Origin of the sequence: Mesorhizobium sp. M0768 (assembly GCF_040320195.1) — a bacterium.
Taxonomy (GTDB): domain Bacteria; phylum Pseudomonadota; class Alphaproteobacteria; order Rhizobiales; family Rhizobiaceae; genus Mesorhizobium.
The window spans coordinates 389,884-410,154 of the sequence record NZ_JAMYPD010000002.1 but is presented as its reverse complement, the minus strand read 5'-3'; the positions used below and the strand labels follow the sequence as shown (position 1 = coordinate 410,154).

At 63.0% G+C, this 20,271-nt stretch carries 17 protein-coding genes; 6 read left to right on the top strand and 11 right to left on the bottom strand.

Annotation, left to right across the window (positions count from 1 at the left end; all coding sequences use genetic code 11):
- The 7 genes from NKI08_RS04185 to puuE all read right to left on the bottom strand — a co-directional run bounded on the left by NKI08_RS04185 (position 1) and on the right by puuE (position 8,224).
- Positions 1-960 (bottom strand): ABC transporter permease, encoded by a 960-nt coding sequence (locus NKI08_RS04185; protein ID WP_352469849.1) that lies wholly within the window; start codon positions 958-960, stop codon positions 1-3.
- A 16-nt stretch (positions 961-976) separates the two neighbouring features.
- On the bottom strand, positions 977-2,563 hold the full coding sequence (locus NKI08_RS04180) for an ABC transporter substrate-binding protein (RefSeq protein ID WP_352767346.1): 1,587 nt from the start codon (positions 2,561-2,563) through the stop codon (positions 977-979).
- A gap of 154 nt (positions 2,564-2,717) precedes the next feature.
- Entirely contained in the window at positions 2,718-4,700 is a 1,983-nt protein-coding gene (locus NKI08_RS04175) for a CocE/NonD family hydrolase (RefSeq protein WP_352767345.1), read from the bottom strand.
- A gap of 85 nt (positions 4,701-4,785) precedes the next feature.
- Positions 4,786-5,379, bottom strand: coding sequence for a nucleoside deaminase (locus tag NKI08_RS04170; protein WP_352540356.1), 594 nt, complete (start codon positions 5,377-5,379; stop codon positions 4,786-4,788).
- Complete coding sequence (locus tag NKI08_RS04165) at positions 5,379-5,882, bottom strand: ureidoglycolate lyase (RefSeq protein WP_352767343.1); 504 nt, start codon at positions 5,880-5,882, stop codon at positions 5,379-5,381. Before NKI08_RS04165 ends, NKI08_RS04170 begins: the two co-directional genes overlap by 1 nt.
- Complete coding sequence (locus NKI08_RS04160; protein ID WP_502896444.1) at positions 5,879-6,727, bottom strand: bifunctional allantoicase/(S)-ureidoglycine aminohydrolase; 849 nt, start codon at positions 6,725-6,727, stop codon at positions 5,879-5,881. Before NKI08_RS04160 ends, NKI08_RS04165 begins: the two co-directional genes overlap by 4 nt.
- Positions 6,728-6,790: 63 nt before the next feature.
- The gene (puuE, locus tag NKI08_RS04155) at positions 6,791-8,224 is read right to left on the bottom strand and encodes an allantoinase PuuE (protein WP_352681526.1); all 1,434 of its coding nucleotides are present in this window, start codon (positions 8,222-8,224) and stop codon (positions 6,791-6,793) included.
- Positions 8,225-8,397: 173 nt separating this feature from the next.
- Between puuE and uraH the strand changes: the two genes are divergently transcribed.
- The 4 genes from uraH (at position 8,398) to xdhC (ending at position 13,658) form a co-directional block, all read left to right on the top strand.
- Positions 8,398-8,772: a hydroxyisourate hydrolase gene (uraH, locus tag NKI08_RS04150; RefSeq protein ID WP_352469857.1), complete on the top strand. Its 375-nt coding sequence runs from the start codon at positions 8,398-8,400 to the stop codon at positions 8,770-8,772.
- Between the two features lies 1 nt (position 8,773).
- Positions 8,774-10,255, top strand: coding sequence for a xanthine dehydrogenase small subunit (gene xdhA, locus NKI08_RS04145; protein ID WP_352767340.1), 1,482 nt, complete (start codon positions 8,774-8,776; stop codon positions 10,253-10,255).
- A complete protein-coding gene (xdhB, locus tag NKI08_RS04140; RefSeq protein WP_352767441.1) occupies positions 10,255-12,606 on the top strand; it encodes a xanthine dehydrogenase molybdopterin binding subunit in 2,352 nt (783 codons plus the stop codon). Before xdhA ends, xdhB begins: the two co-directional genes overlap by 1 nt.
- Before the next feature lie 62 nt (positions 12,607-12,668).
- A complete protein-coding gene (gene xdhC, locus NKI08_RS04135) occupies positions 12,669-13,658 on the top strand; it encodes a xanthine dehydrogenase accessory protein XdhC (protein ID WP_352767439.1) in 990 nt (329 codons plus the stop codon).
- Between the two features lie 8 nt (positions 13,659-13,666).
- Here xdhC and dps read toward each other — a convergent pair whose 3' ends face one another.
- The 4 genes from dps to NKI08_RS04115 form a co-directional block, all read right to left on the bottom strand.
- Positions 13,667-14,155 (bottom strand): DNA starvation/stationary phase protection protein Dps, encoded by a 489-nt coding sequence (gene dps / locus NKI08_RS04130; protein WP_352469859.1) that lies wholly within the window; start codon positions 14,153-14,155, stop codon positions 13,667-13,669.
- A gap of 146 nt (positions 14,156-14,301) precedes the next feature.
- Positions 14,302-15,555 (bottom strand): LLM class flavin-dependent oxidoreductase, encoded by a 1,254-nt coding sequence (locus tag NKI08_RS04125; RefSeq protein WP_352767337.1) that lies wholly within the window; start codon positions 15,553-15,555, stop codon positions 14,302-14,304.
- Positions 15,552-16,565, bottom strand: coding sequence for an LLM class flavin-dependent oxidoreductase (locus NKI08_RS04120; protein ID WP_352767335.1), 1,014 nt, complete (start codon positions 16,563-16,565; stop codon positions 15,552-15,554). The genes NKI08_RS04125 and NKI08_RS04120 overlap by 4 nt, the downstream gene beginning before the upstream one ends.
- A gap of 75 nt (positions 16,566-16,640) precedes the next feature.
- Positions 16,641-17,561: a LysR family transcriptional regulator gene (locus tag NKI08_RS04115; protein WP_352452229.1), complete on the bottom strand. Its 921-nt coding sequence runs from the start codon at positions 17,559-17,561 to the stop codon at positions 16,641-16,643.
- Between the two features lie 140 nt (positions 17,562-17,701).
- On the opposite strand from NKI08_RS04115, the gene NKI08_RS04110 reads away from it, so the two are divergent.
- Positions 17,702-18,919, top strand: coding sequence for a urate hydroxylase PuuD (locus NKI08_RS04110; RefSeq protein WP_352469862.1), 1,218 nt, complete (start codon positions 17,702-17,704; stop codon positions 18,917-18,919).
- Position 18,920: 1 nt separating this feature from the next.
- The gene (guaD, locus tag NKI08_RS04105; RefSeq protein ID WP_352469863.1) at positions 18,921-20,234 is read left to right on the top strand and encodes a guanine deaminase; all 1,314 of its coding nucleotides are present in this window, start codon (positions 18,921-18,923) and stop codon (positions 20,232-20,234) included.
- Positions 20,235-20,271: the final 37 nt, after the last annotated feature.

The window sequence follows — 20,271 nt, the reverse complement described above, 5'->3', positions numbered from 1 at the left end:
TCATTTCGGATGTCTGAGGCGCGGATTGGCGACGATCGCCGCTATGTCCGCGATGATGTTCAGGCTGATGTAGACAGCGGCGAAGATCAGCCCGACCGCCTGCACCACCGGCACGTCACGCTTGGTGACGTGGTCGACGAGGTATTGGCCCATGCCTGGATAGACAAAGATAACTTCGACCACGACGACGCCGACGATCAGGTAAGCGAGATTGAGCATCACGACGTTGATGATCGGCGCGATGGCATTGGGGAAGGCATGCCTGCGGATGACCGCGAAGGCCGAAAGCCCCTTGAGTTCGGCGGTCTCGACATAGGCGGACTGCATCACATTGAGGATCGCAGCGCGCGTCATGCGCATCATATGCGCGAGCACCACCAGGGTCAGCGCCGCCGCTGGCAGTGCTATGGCCTGAATGCGTTCGCCGAAAGGCATCCCGTCATAGACCGTGGAAATGGCGGGAAACCATTGATGTTGCACCGCGAAGAAAAAGACGAGCACATAGCCGATGAAGAATTCCGGAAACGAGGTCGAGGCGAGCGCTAACCCGGAGATCAGCTTGTCGACCCAGCCATTGCGGTAGCGCACCGCGATCAGGCCGAGGATGATCGCCAGCGGCACCGCGACGATCGCCGCCCAGAAGGCGAGGAACAGCGTGTTCCACAGCCTTCCCTTGATCGAGGTTGCGATATCCTGACCGCTCGACATAGCCGTGCCGAGATCACCGGTCAGGATGCCGCCGAGCCAACGAAAATAACGGATGTAAGCGGGATCATTGAGGCCGAGCTGCTCGCGCAGATTGGCGAGCGACTCCGGTGTCGCCGACTGCCCGAGAATGGCTTGCGCGACGTCGCCGGGCAGGATTTGGGTGCCGGCGAAGATCAGGACCGAAACGGCCAACAGCAGCAGAATGCCCAGCGCAATGCGCTGGGCCACCAGTTTCACGATGGGTGAGGACATATCCGCAAGGCCGGGCTCAGGCTTCGAGCCAGCACTTCGCCAGAGCATATCCGTTCATCAACTCCTGATGCGGATCATCCACCCAGCCGGCGACCTTGGCGCCCGTCGCGTCGATGAACTGATTGAACATCGGCAGGATCAAGCCGCCCTCGTCGCGCACCATCACAGCCATGTCGTGGTACATTGCCTTGCGCTTGGCCTCGTCGAGCTCGGCGCGAGCCGCCAGCACCATCTTGTCGAAATCCGGACGCTTGAAACGTGTGTCGTTCCAGTCGGCCGTCGACAGATAGGCGGTAGAGTACATCTGGTCCTGCGTCGACCGGCCGCCCCAGTAGGAGGCGCAGAAGGGCTGCTTGTTCCAGACTTCCGACCAGTAGCCGTCGCCCGGTTCGCGTTTGATCTCCAGCTTGATGCCGGCCTTGGCCGCGCTTTGCTGGAACAGCTGTGCGGCATCGACGGCACCGGGGAAGGCGACGTCCGACGTCCGGAGCAGGACGGCACCGTCATGGCCCGATTTCTTGTAGTGGAACTTGGCCTTATCGGGATCGTATTTGCGCTGCTCGATCTCGGTGAATAGCGGGTACGATGCATTGATCGGGAAGTCGTTGCCGAGCGAGCCATAGCCACGCAGCACCTTGTTCAGCATCTCCTCGCGGTCGATCGCCAGCTTCAACGCCATCCGCAAGTCGTTGTTGTCGAACGGCGCGGTGTCGCAGTGCATGATGAAGACGTAGTGGCCGGGTCCCGAATGGTTGCGGATGGTGACGCCGGGCACGCGCTTGATCAGATCGACGATCTTCGGCTCGACCCGGTTGATCATGTTGACCTGGCCGCCCTGCAGCGCCGCCGTGCGGGCCGTGGCGTCGTTGATGACGATGATCTCTATCTGGTCGGCATGGCCCATCTTGTCGCCCTGCCAGTAATTGGCGAAGCGCTCGCCGCCATGGCGCACGCCGGGCTCGTTGGTGGTGACCTTGTAAGGACCCGCCGAGATACCGGCATCGGCCTTGTCCTTGCCGCCGTTCGGCTGGATGATCAGGTGATAGTCGCTAAGCAGGTAGGGCAGGTCGGCATTCGGCTCCTTCAGCGTCAGCACCACTTCCTTGCCGCTGGCCTTTATGCTCTCGATGCCTTTCATGTAACCGAGCGCGCCGGACTTCGACTTCTCGTCCGAATGGCGTTCGAGGGTGGCGGCCACGTCATCTGCGGTCACCTTCTTGCCGTCGTGGAACTCGACGCCATCGCGGATCTTCAGCGTCCAGGTCTTGGCGTCGTCCGACGAGCCGATCTCCTCGGCAATGCGGTTCTCGAGCTTGCCTTCGGGAGACAGTTCGACGATCAGTTCGCCCCACATCTTGCCGAAGGCGAACGGCACCTGCGTCATGAACAGCGCCGGATCGAGGCTGTTGGTGGACTCGCCACCGACCAGGCCAGCCTTGAGCGTGCCGCCCTTGACCGGACCCGCCGCGCGGGAAGCGCTGGATAGCAGCGAATTGGCGAAGGTTACGGTGACGCCGAGCGCTGCTGCCCGGCCGAGAAAATCGCGACGGCTCAGCTTGCCGGACGCAACGCGCCGGCTCAGATATTCCAGTTCGTTCGACATGTTGAGTTCCTCACTCTGTTGGTCCGACCTTATGGTCGTTTTTCTCATTTCAATCGGGAGAATAATGACCGTAAGGGAAAGCGGTAAGCAAGACCGAATGCGACATGCCGTGGCGTAAATCGTGCGTCGCAATTGGACCAATCGCTATAAGCGCTCAAAGCAGCACGCGCGGGATTTTCTCCTCGAAATTGCGCTCGAAGACGAGTTTCTCGCCTTCATAGGCTTCAATTCTGGCGCTAACCACGAAGCTTTGCGCGTCGGACCGCATTTCGGCGAAGGTTTCGGTGCGCACCGACCATCCATTTCGCGACAGCGTCTGGCTCCAATGCGTCTTGCCCGAGGCTGACAGCGGATTGTCAGGATGGATCACCCATGTCTCCCTGGCGAGGCTCCCGTGGGCGAGGCCATGCTCCAGGTCGCGCACCTCACCGAAATCGTCGACGATGGAAACCGTAATCATTCCGGTCTTTTCGTCGCGATCGACATGACGCTCGGAATTGGCGGGCCGAAGCGTCTCCGTTGCCCAGGGCGCAGCACCTTCGGGAGCGGGGAAGGTGACCTCGTCGCCTGTCGCTGGCGGGCGTACCGGCAGCATCAATGTCGCGGCCGACAATTCGAGCCGGACCGGCTCCGGCGACGGCCAGATCATCGGCCAGTAGGCGTTCGAAACGGCAACGCGCAAGCGATGGCCGGCCGGCACGCGATAGGCGCATTGGTCGAGCACCACCCGGGCGCTGACGGTTTCGCCGGGCACCAGCGCTTCGGGAAATTCGTGCGAGTTGCGATGCGTCAGGTTGAGCACGCCGTACGAGATCAGCTCCGATGCCCCGTCCGGATGGACGTCGCACAGCCGAACCGCGATGTTCGCCTGGCGCCGGTCCGACGAGACGCTGACCACAACTTCGGGAGCACCGACAATGTCGACCGTTTCGGTCAGCACCGGCTGGTCGAAGCACACCGACAGCGCATCGTCGGGGCGCTGGTCACCCGGCAGTTCCGGGCCGAAGGTGAAGGGGAAATATTCGCCGCCGGCGAGGCCGCAGCTTTGCGGCGAAGCGACGATAGCGTGGTTACCTTCAGCGATAAGCTCAACCTCTTGGGTCTTGATGTTGGGTGACGGCCATTCCGATTCAGCGACCCAGCGGCCCGGGCGCTCGGGATGCCAGCGCGCCGGACGCACGCTGTCCATGACATAGGCGCGGTAGGCGGGGTCGGCCTCGACGCCGGTGTCGATATCCTTCAGCCAGCGGTCCCACCAGCGCAAGGCCTCCTGCAGGAAGCCGATGCGCGGTTCGGGCGCGGCGTAATGCGGGTATTTGTGGATCCACGGGCCGACGATGCCCTTGACCGGCGCCTCGATATTGACGGCGAGATGGGAAATCGTATTGCGATAGCCATCATGCCAGCCGCCGATCGACAGCACCGCGGCATGGATGGCGGAATAGTCCTCGCAGATCGAGCCGCGCTTCCAATAGGCATCGCGATGCTGGTGCTTTAGCCACAGCGGTACCAGGAAGGGCTGGTTCTCCAGCCTGGTCAGCCACAGGTCGCGCCATCTGTTGTCGCCGGCCAGCAACGGATCCGGCGGCCTTGACGAATAGGACAGCATGGTCGAGGCCCAGCCGAAATTCTCGATCAGCAGGCAGCCGCCCTTGTAGTGGATGTCGTCGGCATAGCGGTCGACCGTCGAACAGAGACTGATGACCGCCTTCAGCGCCGGCGGCTGCTTGGCTGCTACCTGCAGGCAGTTGAAGCCGCCCCACGAAATGCCCATCATGCCGGCATTGCCGTTGCACCAGGGCTGGTCCGCCGCCCAGGCGATGACGTCGCAAGCGTCCTGCAATTCCTGCTCGGAATATTCGTCGTCCATCAGCCCTTCGGAATCGCCATTGCCGCGCATGTCGACGCGGATCGAGGCGTAGCCGTGGCCGGCAAAATAGGGATGCGTCAGCTGATCACGATAGATCGTGCCGTCGCGCTTGCGATAGGGCAGGTGTTCGAGGATTGCCGGCACTGGATCGTCGGCAGCATCGGCCGGCATCCACACCCGCGCCGACAGCCGGCAGCCGTCCGGCATGATGATCCCCATATCCGGAAATTCGACGATCTTTCGTGGGAATTCAGTGACGATTTTCATGCGGGCGAACTCCAGGAGCGCCAGATGATGGAGCCCGTGAGAGCGCGTCATGGGCCAGTCAACGAATTCGGCTGGTCAATCCGCGTCAATTCAGCGGTATGTCGTTTTCGGCCTTGCTTGCTTGATAGGCGGCGGACAATTCGTCATAGCGCGCTGATATTGCGCCGATACGCGCTTCCAGCCGCTCGCGCTCGGCATCGGGCAGCGAGCGCACCAATTTGCGGATCGAAAAGCTCTTCCAATAGGCATTCTCGGCATTGTAGCCGCCGGGATCGAGGGTGAAGACCTCTTTCAGGATCTTCAAATCGTGCGGGATGTCGAAGCTGTCGCGCGAGTCTTCGTGGCTGAACAGATAGAAGAAATTGTCGAAGCCGGTCCAGGTGATCGCCGACAGGCAGAGCGAGCAGGGTTCGTGCGTGGCAAGAAAGATCGCGTCCTTGGTGTCGACGCGTTCGGCTTTAGGCATTTCGTAGAAGCGCTTCAGGCAATGCACCTCGCCGTGCCAGAGCGGGTTTTCGGTCTCGTTGTTGGTTTCGGCAAGCACCAGCGAGCGGTCGTCCTTGCGCAGAATGGCCGCGCCGAACAGCTTATTGCCGTGCGCGACGCCTTCGACGGTCTTCGGCACGATGTCGTGCTCGATGACGTCGAGCAGTCGGTCGATCAGCGAAATGTCGGTCATCATCTAATCCCGTCGGGAAGATCGATCTCGTAGGCGTGCGAGAAATGGCACTCTTCGAGATTGGAGCCGTCGCCGCCGCGGTCGACGACCACAAAATCCTGGACATCGCCGATCGGCGTCAGCACTCCGTGCCACAGATTGCGCGGATAGTTGATGCCTTGCCCGGGCGCGGTGATGAAGGCATGCGGCTCGCCCGGGCCCTCTTCGCCGTCATGGCAGACGACGACCAGGAACGGCCGTGGTGACAGCGGGATGAAGGCCTGGCTGCCAAACGGATGGCGCTCCACCATGGTAAGCTTCAACGGCAGCTCATAGGGCGTGCCACGCACCATCGAGATCAGCACGCGCGCATTCGGCCCTCGTGCTTCCGCCGTGGCGAGGTCATGGTAGCGCTCAGCCTTGCCGCCATTGATCGGATAATGGTTGTCGCCGCCCATATCGATGACGTCGCCGAATTCGGCGAAATTCTCGCGGGTCAGCGGCCGCGCGACGATGCGGGTCATGGTGTGGGTCTCACGACGCCGGCGCTGCCAAGCTTGGCGTGGCGGTTGACGTCCTTATAGAGGAGATAGCGGAATTTGCCCGGCCCGCCGGCATAACAAGCCTGCGGGCAGAAGGCGCGCAGCCACATATAGTCGCCGGCTTCGACTTCGACCCAATCCTGGTTGAGACGGTAGACCGCCTTGCCCTCCAGCACATAGAGCCCGTGTTCCATGACGTGCGTCTCGGCGAAGGGAATGACCGCGCCAGGCTCGAGCGTGACGATGGTGACATGCATGTCGTGGCGCATGTCGGCCGGATCGACGAAGCGCGTCGTCGTCCATCGGCCTTCGGTACCCGGCATTGGCGTCGGCGCGATTTCCTGTTCGTTGGCGAAGAACGCTTGCGGCTGGTCGATGCCGTCGACTGCGTCATAAGTCTTGCGGATCCAGTGAAAGCGGACGGCGGCACCGCTTTCATTGCGCACCGTCCACCCGCTCGCCGGCGGCAGGTAGGCAAAGCCGCCCGGCCTTAAGCTATGTTTCTTGTCGGCAAGCGAAACGCATAGCTCGCCTTCGACTACGAACAGGGCACCTTCGGCGGCGGCGTCAAGCTCAGGGCGGTCGCTGCCGCCGCCGGGCGCGAGCTCGACGATGTATTGCGAAAACGTCTCGGCAAAACCCGATAGCGGCCGCGACAGCACCCAGACGCGTGTCCTATCCCAGAACGGCAAGGCGCTGGTGACGATGTCCTGCATCACACCCTTGGGGATGACCGCATAGGCCTGTGTGAACACAGCGCGGCCGGTCAGCAATTCACTCTGGCCGGGATGTCCGCCCTGCGGCGCATAATAGGTTCGCTCGGCCATTTTCATCATATCCATAAATTCAAGCCTGTTGCGGAAGCCAGGGCCCATGGCGGCAGCCAAAGCCTATTGCGGAAGCATGTCCTTGAGACGAAGCAGCGCGATGCACTCGACCTGTCTGCAGGCGGTTTCGAATTCGACGTCGTGGCTGTTGCCGATACGCGCCTCGAACTCGGCCAGGATCTCCGCCTTGGTCTTTCCTTTCACCGCAATAATGAAGGGGAAACCGAAACTGGTGACGTAGGCGGCATTGAGTTTTGCGAACAGCTCGCGCTCCTTCTCGGTCAGCGCGTCGAGCCCTGCCGAAGCCTGTTCCCTCGACGATTCCGCCGTCAGCCGCTTGGCCTGTGCCAGTTTTCCGGCAAGATCGGGGTGGGCATTGAGCACAGCAAACCGCTCGGCCTCGCTTGCCGCGCGAAAGACGCGGCAGAGCGCATTGTGCAGGCCGCCGGCACTGTCATGGGCCGGGCCGAGCTCCAGCTCATAAGCGCGCTCGGCAACCCACGGCGAATGCTCGAAGACGCCGCCGAATGTGTGGACGAAGGCCTCGAATTCCATTTTCGACGGGCGCAGCGCCGGCAACCGGAACGGATGCGTCTCCTGCCAGTGTTTTGCAATGTCGATGCGTCGTGCCAGCCAGACCTTGTCATGCGATTTGACGTAGTCGATGAAGCGCTTCAGTGCCGCGACCCGGCCCGGCCGGCCGACCAGGCGGCAGTGCAGGCCGATGTTCATCATACGCGGCCGCCCTGCCTTGCCCTCGACATAGAGCGTATCGAAACTATCCCTGAGATAGGCAAAAAACTGGTCGCCCGAATTGAAGCCCTGCGGCGTGGCAAAGCGCATGTCGTTGGCGTCGAGCGTGTAGGGTATGATCAGCTGCGGTTTCGCCGTGCCATCCGGCACCACGTGCTCGAACCAGTAGGGCAGCTCGTCGTCATAGGTATCCGACACATAGTCGAAGCCGCCCTCTTCCGCCGCCAGCCGCACCGTGTTGATCGAGGTGCGGCCGGTGTACCAGCCGGTCGGCCGCGCCCCTGTCACCTCATAATGCAGCCGGATCGCCGCCTCCATGTCGCGGCGCTCGTCTTCCGGGGTATGGTCGCGGTAGTCGATCCATTTCAGCCCGTGCGAAGCGATCTCCCAGCCGGCCTCCTGCATCGCCGCAACCTGGTCGGGCGAACGTGCCAGGGCCGTGGCGACGCCATAGCAGGTGATCGGCACCTGTGCCTCGCTGAACAGGCGCAGTAATCGCCAGAAGCCGGCTCGGGCGCCGTATTCGTAGATCGATTCCATGTTCCAGTGGCGCTGGCCGGGCCAGGGCGCGGCGCCGACGATCTCCGACAGGAAAGCCTCCGAAGCCTTGTCGCCGTGCAGGACGCAATTCTCGCCGCCCTCTTCGTAATTGACGACGAACTGCACCGCGACATGCGCCCCGCCGGGCCATTTCGGATCCGGCGGATTGGCTCCGTAGCCGCGCATGTCTCGTTCGTAACGCATTCTCGCTCCTGCCGGAAATTGTAATCAGGATAGTCGAAAGGAGTGCCTGCGCATTCCCCCGAAATTTTTGAAAGTGTTTTTGTCGCGCTCCGCTCGACCGGGACTTATGCATCGCCTTTAATTGGCGCACAATTCATGAATAGTGTTCGACCGTTCAGGGAATGGAGCAGCCAGTGGCGGAAACGTCGAAAGCCGAAGGCGGGCGCCTGACGACCCACGTCCTCGACACTGCGGCCGGCAAACCGGCGGCCGGTCTGTCGATCGAGCTCTATCATCTTGACGGTCAGGCCCGGACGCATCTGAAAACGGTCGTCACCAATCATGACGGCCGTTGCGATGCTCCGCTGCTTGCCGGCGCGGAATTCCGCACCGGCGAATACGAGCTGGTCTTTGCGGCCGGCGATTATCTGCGCGGGCAAGGGACAAAACTGGCGGAACCGGCCTTCCTCGACCATGTGCCGATCCGCTTCGGTATGGCCGAGCCGATGCACTATCATGTGCCGCTGCTTCTGTCGCCGTACGGCTATTCGACCTACCGGGGAAGCTGAGATGGCAGGGATCAAGACACGCAACGAAATCCGCTTCATCCTCAATGGCGAGGACGTCGCGCTCGGCACGATTGCACCCGACCAGACCCTGCTCGACTGGCTGCGGCTCGACCGCTCGCTGCGCGGCACCAAGGAAGGTTGCGCCGAGGGCGACTGTGGCGCCTGCACGGTGCTGGTCGGCAGGCTCTCCGGTGGAACACTGGTCTATGAAAGCGTCAATGCCTGCATCCGCTTCCTTGGCTCGCTAGACGGCACGCATGTCGTGACCGTCGAGCATCTGCGCGGCGACGCAGGAAAACTGCATCCCGTGCAGCAGGCCATGGTCGATTTCCACGGCTCGCAATGCGGCTTCTGCACACCGGGTTTCGTCATGTCGCTTTATGCTCTGTGGATGCGGGCGCCGGAGCCGTCGGACGCCGCCATCGAAAAGGCGCTGCAAGGCAATCTCTGCCGCTGCACCGGATACGAGGCGATCATGCGCGCGGCGCGCGCCATCTCCAGCTACGGCACGGCGGCAAAGGATCCGTTGGCGGCGGAGCGCAAGGCAGTCACGGCCAAGCTCGAAGCGATGAAGGACGGTTCGCGCATCGAGATCGGCTCCGGCAACAAGCGGCTGATCGTGCCGGCCAATGCCGACGATCTGGCCAGCGTACTCGTCAAGGAGCCGGGCGCCACTATCGTCGCGGGTTCGACCGATGTCGGCCTTTGGGTGACCAAGCACATGCACGATATTGCGCCGGCGGTTTTCATCGGCAATCTCGATGGTCTGTGCGGGATTTCCGAGGACAAGGGCGTCGTCTCGATCGGCGCCGGTGTCACCTATAGCGAAGCCTTCTCGACACTGGCGAAACGCATCCCGGCGCTCGGCCCGCTGTTCGACCGCATCGGCGGCGATCAGGTGCGCAACATGGGCACCATCGGCGGCAATATCGCCAACGGTTCGCCGATCGGCGACACGCCGCCGCCGCTGATCGCACTCGGTGCCCGCCTGACGCTGCGCCGCGGCGACAAGTGTCGAACGATCCCGCTAGAGGAGTTTTTCATCGCCTATGGCAAGCAGGACCGGCAGCCCGGCGAATTCGTCGAGGCCGTGCATGTTCCGGTGCCAGGTAGCGAGACGAAATTTGCCGTCTACAAGATCACCAAGCGCCGCGACGAAGACATCACAGCAGCGCTAGGCGCGTTTTTCCTGAAGCTCGCCGAGCATGACACGGTGGCGGATGTGCGCATCGCCTATGGCGGCATGGCGGCAACGCCGAAGCGAGCCTTTGGCGTCGAAAAGGCATTGCTTGGCAAGCCCTGGACGGAAGCGACGGTCGAGGCGGCGATGGCCGCGTACGCCGGCGATTTCACGCCGCTGACCGACATGCGGGCAAGCGCCGAATACCGGGCGCTGGCGGCACGCAACCTGCTGCTGCGCTTCTTTGCCGAAACCACCGGCACCCGGGCGCCGATCCAGGTATCACGGCACGAGGCGGCATGATGAACAAGCACGCCACCCCCAATCTGAAGGCGCAAAAAATCGCCGGCGGCGTCGCCACCGACCAGCGCCATGATTCCGCGCACAAGCATGTCAGTGGCACGGCCGTCTATATCGACGACATGCCGGAACCGGCCGGCACGCTGCACGGCTGCCTTGGGCTTTCGACGGCGACGCATGCCACCATCACCAGCATGGACCTGTCGGCGGTGCGCGCCGCACCCGGCGTCATCGACGTGCTGACGGCGAGCGACGTGCCAGGCGAGAACGACATTTCGCCGACCGGCCGTCACGACGAGCCGGTGCTGGCCGACGGCAAGGTGCAATTCTTTGGCCAACCGATCTTCTGCGTCATTGCCGAAACCCGCGAGCAGGCGCGCCGTGCAACGAGGCTGGCCAAGGTCGAATACAAGGAATTGCCGTTCGTCGCCGATGTCGGTGAGCTCGATCCCCGGAAAGATAAGCTGGTCACGCCGCCGCTGACGCTGAGGCGCGGTGATGCAGCGGCTGCGATCAATGCGGCGCCGCGCCGGCTGAAGGGAAAAATGCGCATAGGCGGCCAGGAGCATTTCTATCTCGAAGGTCATATCGCCTTGGCCATCCCCGGCGAGGACCACGACGTCACCATCTATTCCTCGACCCAGCACCCGAGCGAAATCCAGCACATGGTCAGCCATGCGCTGGGTGTGCCGAGCCATGCGGTGACGGTGGAAATCCGCCGGATGGGCGGCGCTTTCGGCGGTAAGGAAACGCAAGGCAATCAGTTTGCGGCATTGGCCGCTATCGCCGCGAAGAAACATCATCGGGCCGTGAAAATCCGGCCTGACCGCGACGACGACATGATCGCCACCGGCAAACGCCACGATTTCCTCGTCGACTACGAGGTCGGCTTCGACGACGAAGGCAATATTCTGGGCGTAGATTTCATGTTCGCGGCGCGCTGCGGCTTCTCGGCCGACCTCTCCGGCCCGGTCACTGACCGCGCGCTGTTCCATTGCGACAACACCTATTTCTGGCCGGCGGTGCACGCGCAATCGGCGCCGCTCTACACCAATACGGTATCGAACACCGCCTTTCGCGGCTTCGGCGGCCCGCAAGGCATGGTCGGCGCCGAGCGCGTCATCGACGAAGTCGCGTTTGCCGTCGGCAAGGACCCGCTCGAAATCCGCAAGAAGAATTTCTACGGCACCAGCGACCGCAACATCACTCCCTACCACCAGACGGTCGAGGACAACATCATCCACCGCATCGTCGCCGAGCTGGAGGCGAGTTCCGACTATGCGAGGCGCCGCCGCACCATCGATGCTTTCAATGCCAACAGCCGCTTCATCAAGCGCGGACTGGCGCTGACGCCGGTCAAGTTCGGCATCTCGTTCACCGCCACCCATTACAACCAGGCCGGCGCGCTGGTGCATGTCTATACCGATGGTTCGGTGCATCTGAACCACGGCGGCACCGAGATGGGGCAGGGCCTCTATGTCAAGGTGGCGCAGGTTGTGGCGGAAGAGTTCCAGATCGACCTCGATCAGGTCAAGATCACCGCGACGACGACCGGCAAGGTGCCGAATACCTCGGCCACCGCCGCGTCTTCCGGCTCCGACCTCAACGGCATGGCGGCGCAGAATGCCGCCCGCCAGATCAAGGACCGGTTGACCAATTTTGCCGTCGAGAGATACCAGGTGCCGCGCGACCAGGTGCTGTTCCTGCCCAACCGCGTGCGCATCGGCAACCAGGAGATCGCCTTCGCCGATCTCGTCAGGCAGGCTTATATGGCGCGCATCCAGCTTTCGGCGGCGGGTTTCTACAAGACGCCGAAAATCCATTGGGACCGCGACAAGGGCGAGGGCCATCCCTTCTACTATTTCGCTTACGGCGCCGCGTGCTCGGAAGTGTCTGTCGACACGCTGACCGGCGAATATATCGTCGAGCGCACCGACATCCTGCACGAAACCGGCCGCTCGCTGAACCGCGCCATCGACCTCGGCCAGATCGAGGGCGGCTTCATCCAGGGCATGGGCTGGCTGACAACGGAGGAACTGTGGTGGGACGACAAGGGGCGGCTGCGCACCCATGCGCCATCGACCTACAAGATCCCGCTCGCGTCGGACCGGCCGAAGATTTTTAATGTGACTTTGGCCGACTGGGCGCAAGCAGGCGAGCCGACGGTGTACCGCTCCAAGGCGGTCGGCGAGCCGCCCTTTCCGCTCGCAATGTCGGTGCTGCATGCGCTGTCGGACGCAGTGGCGAGCGTTGCCAGCCACAAGATCTGCCCGCGCCTCGACCCGCCGGCCACGCCGGAGCGTGTGCTGATGGCGATCGAACGGCTGAAGCGCGAAGCCAAAACCGGCACTTGAATCCCGGAAAACGTGCAATTCAGGCCGAAAAACTCTATATTTCCCGATAGGGAACGCAAATGATGAACGCGAAAGTGCAGAGCCTGAAAGCCTTTCTTGCCGGCGCCGGCCGGGTCGCCTTCGTTGAGGTGGCCCGGACAAAAGGTTCGACGCCGCGCGAGACGGGTGCCTTCATGCTCGTCTCAGGATCGGCCACTTTCGGTACGATCGGCGGCGGCCAGCTCGAATACATGGCGATCGACAAAGCGCGACAGATGCTTTTCCCCCCCCTTGAGGGGGAGATGGCCGCGGAGCGGCCAGAGGGGGTCGTCTCAGAAGGTACCGCCAGCGCGTCGAGCACTGCCGCGGCGACCCCACCCGGCGGCTTCGCCGCCACCCTCCCCTCAACGGGGAGGGATATCCGCGCCACCCTCGACATCGCGCTCGGCCCGGACATCGGGCAGTGCTGCGGCGGCAGGGTCGAGCTGCTGATCCAGCTAGTCGACCCTGCGCTTGAAGCCAAGCTGGTTGCGGCGGCGGAAACCGAGGAAGCGCAGCGACCGCATGTCTACATCCTCGGCGGCGGCCATGTCGGCCAAGCGCTGGCCTCCGCGATGGCCTTGCTGCCGGTGCATGTCGTCGTTGTCGAGACGCGAGCCGAGGCGCTCAAAGGCATGCCGGAAGCGGTCGAAACCAAGCTGACGCCGATGCCTGAGGCGATGGTGCGCGAAGCCCCGGCTGGATCCGCCTTCGTCGTCCTTACACATGACCACGCGCTGGACTTCCTGATCGTCGCCGAGGCTCTGAAACGCCGGGATGCCGCCTATGTCGGCATGATCGGCTCCAGGACCAAGAAGGCGACCTTCTGGAACTGGTTCCTGAAATCGGCGGACGGAAGCGAGGCGGAATTTGCCCACCTCGTCTCGCCGATCGGCGGCGATGCCGTTAAGGACAAGCGCCCGCAGGTGATCGCCGCACTCGCCGTAGCCGAGATTATGACAGCGTTGGCCGGCCATGCGGCGGCACCGTTCGCTCAGTCCAAAGCCCCTCACCGCAAAGCGATGGCTGGCTGACGTTTTGGCTATTCCTTCTCCTGCGTGTGCGCCTCAAGGAACCACAGCAATTTGTCGAGCGAGCGTGAATAGGCGGTGAAGATGTCGGCGGTGTCGGCATCGCCCGCGCCGGCCGCCTCGTCGATCGCCGCGCGTGCCCGCTTGGCGGTTGCGGCATAGCGGTCGATCAGCGCCGCCAGATGATCCCGGGTCTTGTGGATGTCGGTCGGATAGGCCTCGAGCATAGTCGCCTTCGACACCTCTTGCGATGTGCCGAGCGCCGTCCCGCCGAGCTGTACGGCGCGCTCGGCAATGGTGTCGACATGGCCGTCGAGCTCCTCGCGGAACGTGTCGAGCATCTCGTGGATGGCGATGAATTGCGGTCCCTTGACGTTCCAGTGCGCCTGCTTGGTGATCAAGGCCAGATCGATGGCGTCAGCGAGGCGGGCATTGAGAAGATCGATGCACTCTTTCTTGGCATTGGATTGCAGGTCGTTGCGGGTGGCGATGGCATCCATGATCGGCTCCTGTGGCGGTTGCGTCCGCTTGGTTTGAAGAGGGCGAAGTTTGTGGAAGGTCAATCGAACATGCGCGCAGACGCCCTCATCGCCGCGCGGCACAGCATCCCAAAACGGCGATCTCCGACTTTCGTTCCGCTCGTCGTTTACGCCGGCCTTTTCAAGCCCAGATGGTCGCGCAGCGTGCTGCCTTCATAATCCGTACGGAACAGCCCGCGCCGCTGTAGCTCCGGCACGACTAGTGTGGCAAAGGCATCGAGTTGGCCGGGAAAATAGGATGGCATGACGTTGAAACCGTCTGCGGCGCCGCCCTCGAAGCGTGCCTCGAGCTCGTCGGCGATCTGGGCGGGCGTTCCGACGACGCGCCAATGGCCGCGCGCGCCGGCGAAATGACGGGCAAGCTGGCGAATGGACAGCTTATCGCGGCGTGATTGCTCGATGACGAGCGCCTGCCGGCTCTGCATGCCTTCGCTGGCCGGCAGCTCGGGCAGCGGTCCGTCGATGGGATAGCGCGCGAGATCGGGTATGCTGAGATAGCTGGAAAGCAGCGCGACACCGACATCGTCCGGTATCAGCTCCTGCAGTTCATCATGTTTTGCCCGGGCTTCCGCTTCGCTTGCCGCGACGACCGGCGCGACGCCAGGCATGATCTTGAGGTCGTCCGGCTCGCGCCCATAGGCCGCCAGCCGTCCCCTGAGGTCGTCGTAGAAGGCCTTCCCCTCCTCGAATGTCTGCGCCGCAGTGAACACCACATCGGCGGTCCGGGCGGCGAGATCGCGGCCTTCGTCCGACGCTCCCGCCTGAACCATGACCGGCGCACCTTGTGGCGAGCGCGGCAGATCAAGCGGGTCGCGCACCGAAAAGCTTCTGCCTTCGTGTCCGCCCTGGCCTTGCCAAAGGCCAGCGACCACGGCAGCGAATTCGCGCGCCCGTTCATAGCGGTCGGCATGCGGGCGCAGACCGGTCGAGCCGAAATTGGCGGCCTCGATCTGGCTGGCGGAAGTGACAAGGTTCCAGCCGGCACGGCCGCCGCTCAGATGGTCGAGCGACAGGAAGGTTCGCGCCAGCCCGTAAGGCTCGTTATAGCTCGTCGACGCCGTGGAGACGAGGCCGATGCGCGCCGTCTGGACGGCGAGCGCGGCAAGCAGGCTGATCGGCTCGAAGCCGATCGAGCGCGACGTTTGGCTGGCGATGTTGACATTGGCCTCGCGCACGCCGGCGGCGTCCTCGCAGAAGATCATGTCGAACTTTGCCGCTTCCGCCGTCCGCGCCAGCTGGATGTAATGATCGATGTCGATGCCGGCCGTGACATGCGCCTGCGGATGGCGCCAGGCGGCGATGTGGTGGCCTGTCGCCCACAGGAAGGCGCCGAGCTTCATCTGGCCTCGACCGGCGCTCATTGCCGATCCTCCCCTGCAAGCCCGAGATGGGCGCGCAGTGTCGCCGCGCTGTAGCCGGACTGGACAAGGCCGCGGCGGCGAAGCTCCGGCAGCACGAGACCGACGAAATCGTCGAGCGCCGATGTGAACGGCATGGCGATGTTGAAGCCGTCGCAGGCTTTCGAGCGAAAGCACTCTTCGAGGCTGTCCGCAAACAGGTCCGGCGCGGCGGTTATTTCGGCGCTGCCGGTAACGTTCATCAGCACTTTCAGCGCCTCCGGCCTGCGCCCGAAGGCAAGCGCACGGCGCTTCAGATCGCCAGCCTTCGCCGGCTCGATCGATGGCTCATCCAGCAGGACGACATCGGCGGTGCGGGCGGCGATATACATGGCGGGCTCGGACAGGCCGGACATGACCAGCACCGGCGTGTCCTGCGGCGCCCGCGCCACGTTGAGCGGCCCGCGCACGGAAAAGTATTCGCCCTTGTGGTCGAGAAGGTGCATCTTCTCGGGATCGAAGAAGCGGCCGCCAACTTTGTCGAACAGCAGCGCGTCTGCGTCCCAGCCTTTCCACAAGCCTTGCACGATGCCGATGAATTCATCGGCGCGCAGGCGGAAATCGTCGCAGGAAAACCCTTCCGGCCGGCTGAAATTGGCGGCCTCGCGCGGGTCGGGCATCATGCTCGTGTTCCAGCCGGTGCGGCCATGGCTGATGATATCGAGCGAGGCGAAACGGCGCGCGAGATTATAGGGCTGGTGGGCGACCGTCGACGCGGCAGCGACGAGGCCGATCCTGCTTGTCACCGTCGCCAGGGCCGCCACCAAGGTCGTTGCTTCGAAGCGCATTTGCCGGTTCAGCCCGCCTGCAACCGGCGCGGAATCGCCGAGCAACACCATATCCAGACCGGCCGCTTCGGCTTCTTGCACGAACCGCGTCAGCAGACTGAAGTCCGGGCCGGCGTCGGGCGGATGGGAAGGAGCGGCTTCCGGAGACAGTGAAACGGCGAGACACATTGTGGCGCCGTTGGCCATCGCTTTTCCCTGTTGAGCGAGATTCCTTGAGAATTATCTCGCCGGCTGGACGGAAAGCAACCGGCCAGCCAGCGATCATTTGCCGGCCAGAATATCCCTGATCAGCCGCTGGCAGCGCTCGGCCATGAAATCGAGCAGCAGCCGCACCTTCGGATCCTGCAGCTTCTTGTGCGGGTAGACGGCGGCGAACTGCACCGGCGTCGGCGGCGTATTGCTCAGGATCACCTTCAGCCGCTGGTCGCGGATAAACGGCTCGACCTCGAAGCGCGGCTTGTTGATGATACCGCGGCCGGACAGCGCCCAGCCGGTCAGCACGTCGCCATCATCGGTATCGTAGGGGCCGTGCACCTCGAACTTTTGCGGCCCATTCGGCGTCTGCAGCGTCCAGACATATTCGCGCGCACCGGAATAGCGCAGCATCAGGCAATCGTGTTTCTTGCCGATCAACTCCTGCGGCTCGGTCGGCTCGCCGCGCACGTCCAGATATTGTGGAGCCGCGACCAGCACGCGTTCGCAGTCCATGATGCCGCGCATCCTGAGGCTGGAATCCTCGATGATGCCCAGCCGGAACGCAACGTCGATGCCTTCCTTCATGATATCGACATTGTGATCGGAAAGCCGGAGCCGCACCTCGATATCTGGGTACCTGTCGTGGAAATCCGGGATTCCGGATGCTACCAGCCGCCGCCCGAGGCCGAGCGGCGCTGTCACCTTTATGGTGCCGCGCGGCTGGCCGGATAGCGCGCTGACCGCCGCTTCCGCCTCGGTGACCGCCTCCAGCACCTGCTTGGCGCCAGAGTAGAACACGGTGCCGTGCTCGGTCGGCATCAATTGTCGCGTCGTGCGGTTGAACAGCCTGACGCCCAGGTGCTTCTCGAGCTCCTTGATCCGGTTAGAGGCGACCGCGGGCGAAATGCGCATGTCGCGCCCAGCCGCCGACAAATTGCCGAGCTCGACGACGCGGACGAAAACGGCGATGTTGTCGAGATAGGCCATGCGGCTTCCGTGGCTCTCATGTGGCTGCGTATGATCAGCCTAGTATTTTCCAATTTTTTTTGAAAGTCATCGTGCAGCTCGGCCCTTTCCGTTTGCGCTCCAGTCCGTAAAGTCAGTGGATCGGCAGGGACGATTTTTTCATGATGGATTTCGCGATATTCTGGGATTGGCTGAGTTTCGCCGTGCGCTGGCTGCACGTCGTCACCGGTATCGCCTGGATTGGATCGTCCTTTTATTTCGTCGCGCTCGATCTCGGGCTGCGCCAGCGTCCGGGCATGCCTGCCGGAGCCTTCGGCGAGGAATGGCAGGTGCATGGCGGCGGCTTCTACCATGTGCAGAAATATCTGGTGGCGCCGGCTGAGATGCCCGAGCATCTGACCTGGTTCAAGTGGGAATCCTACGCCACCTGGCTGTCGGGCTTCGCCATGCTGTGCGTCGTCTACTATGCCGGGGCGGACCTGTTCCTGATCGATCCGAATGTCCTTGCCATGTCGGTGCCTACAGGCATCTTGCTGTCGCTGGCGACGATCGGCGTCGGCTGGGTGGTCTACGATCTCTTGTGCCGTTCGCCGCTCGGCAACAGCGACACCGGCCTGATGCTGGTGCTGTATGGGGTGCTGGTATTCATGGCCTGGGGACTGACCCACCTGTTCACCGGCCGCGCCGCCTTCCTGCATCTCGGCGCCATCACCGCGACGATCATGTCGGCCAACGTTTTCATGGTCATCATCCCCAACCAGAAGATCGTCGTCGCCGACCTGATCGCTGGCCGTAAGCCCAATCCGAAATACGGCAAGATCGCCAAACAGCGCTCGCTGCACAACAATTACCTGACGCTGCCGGTTTTGTTCCTGATGCTGTCGAACCATTATCCGCTGGCGTTCGGCACAGAGTTCAACTGGGTCATTGCCTCGCTGGTGTTCATCATCGGCGTGCTGATCCGGCACTATTTCAATACCAGGCACGCGCGCAAAGGCAATCCGACCTGGACCTGGCTGGCCGCCGCCGTCCTGTTCGTCGTCATCATCTGGCTGTCGACGGCACCGAAGCTGCTGACCGGCGAGGTCAAAACGTCCTCGGCGGCACAGGTCTACGTCGCCTCGGCGCACTTTCCCGCTGTGCGTGATACGGTGCTTGGCCGCTGTTCGATGTGCCATGCGGCGGAGCCGTCCTACGCGGGCATTTACCACGCGCCTAAGGGCGTGATGCTCGATACCGATGCCGGCATCGCCGAGCACGCCGGCGAGATCTACCTGCAGGCCGGACGCAGCCACGCCATGCCGCCCGCCAACGTCACGCAGATCACCGACAAGGAACGGGCACTGCTGGTAGCCTGGTTCGAAGGCGCGGGGAAATAGCATGACCAGCACGCTGCTGCGCGGCCGCACGCTGTCGTTTTTGCGCTGGCCAGAAACCATCGACGACCATTCCGCCTGGCGCTACGAGCAAGATGGCGGCCTGCTGATGCGCGACGGAAGGATCGTTGCCGCTGGCGCCTATGCCGAGGTCGAGAAAAAGGCGGGCGAGGGAACAAAAAAGGTCGACCACAGGCCACATCTGCTGCTGCCCGGGTTCATCGATGCGCATGCACATTTTCCGCAGATGCAGGTCATCGCTTCCTTCGGCGCCGAACTGCTCGACTGGCTGAACACCTACACTTTTCCGGAAGAGACCAAATTCCAGAACGCCCAGCATGGCCGCCGTATCGCCAGGCTGTTCCTGGATGAAGTGTTGCGCCACGGCACCACGACAGTCGCGGCCTATTGCTCGGTACACAAGGAATCTGCCGAAGCGTTCTTTGCAGAGTCGCACGACCGCAACATGCTCAACATCGCCGGCAAGGTGATGATGGACCGCAACGCGCCGGACGGCGTGCTCGACACGCCGCAATCGGGCTATGACGACAGCAAGGCGTTGATCGATGAGTGGCACGGCAAGGGGCGCCAGCACTATGCCATCACGCCGCGCTTCGCCATCACCTCGTCGCCCGAGCAATTGGAGATGGCGGGCGCGCTCTGCCGCGAATATCCTGATCTGCACATGCAGACGCATCTGTCGGAAAACCACGCCGAGATCGCCTTCACGCAGCAATTATACCCGCAGACGCGGGACTACACCGACATCTACGAACACTATGGGCTGCTCGGGCGCAGAAGCCTGTTCGGCCATTGCATCCACCTGTCGGAGCGCGAGGCGGATGCGCTTTCGGATAGCGGCTCGGTGGCGGTGTTCTGCCCGACCTCCAACCTGTTTCTCGGCTCGGGCCTGTTCGATTATCAGCGCTATAGCCGCCGCGAGAAGCCGCTTCGCATCGCCGCAGCCACCGATGTCGGCGGTGGCACCAACTATTCGATGCTGCGCACCATGGACGAGGGCTACAAGGTGATCGCGCTGAACGGCGAGAAGCTCAATCCGTTCCAGTCCTTCTGGCAGCTGACCCGCGGTAATGCCGAGGCGCTGTCGCTTGCGGAAAAGATCGGCACCCTGGAGGAAGGCAGCGACGCCGATATCATCGTGCTCGACGCCCGCGCCACGCCGGCGATGCGGCTGCGGGTGGAGACGGCGGACACGCTCGCCGAGGAATTGTTTCTGCTGCAGACGCTCGGCGATGACCGCGCCGTGCGCGAGGTCTATGTCGCCGGCCGGGCGGCCAAGGCGGATATAGCGGTTTAGCCGTCGTATGCGGCCGGCTTGACCGGGCGGCAGCCAT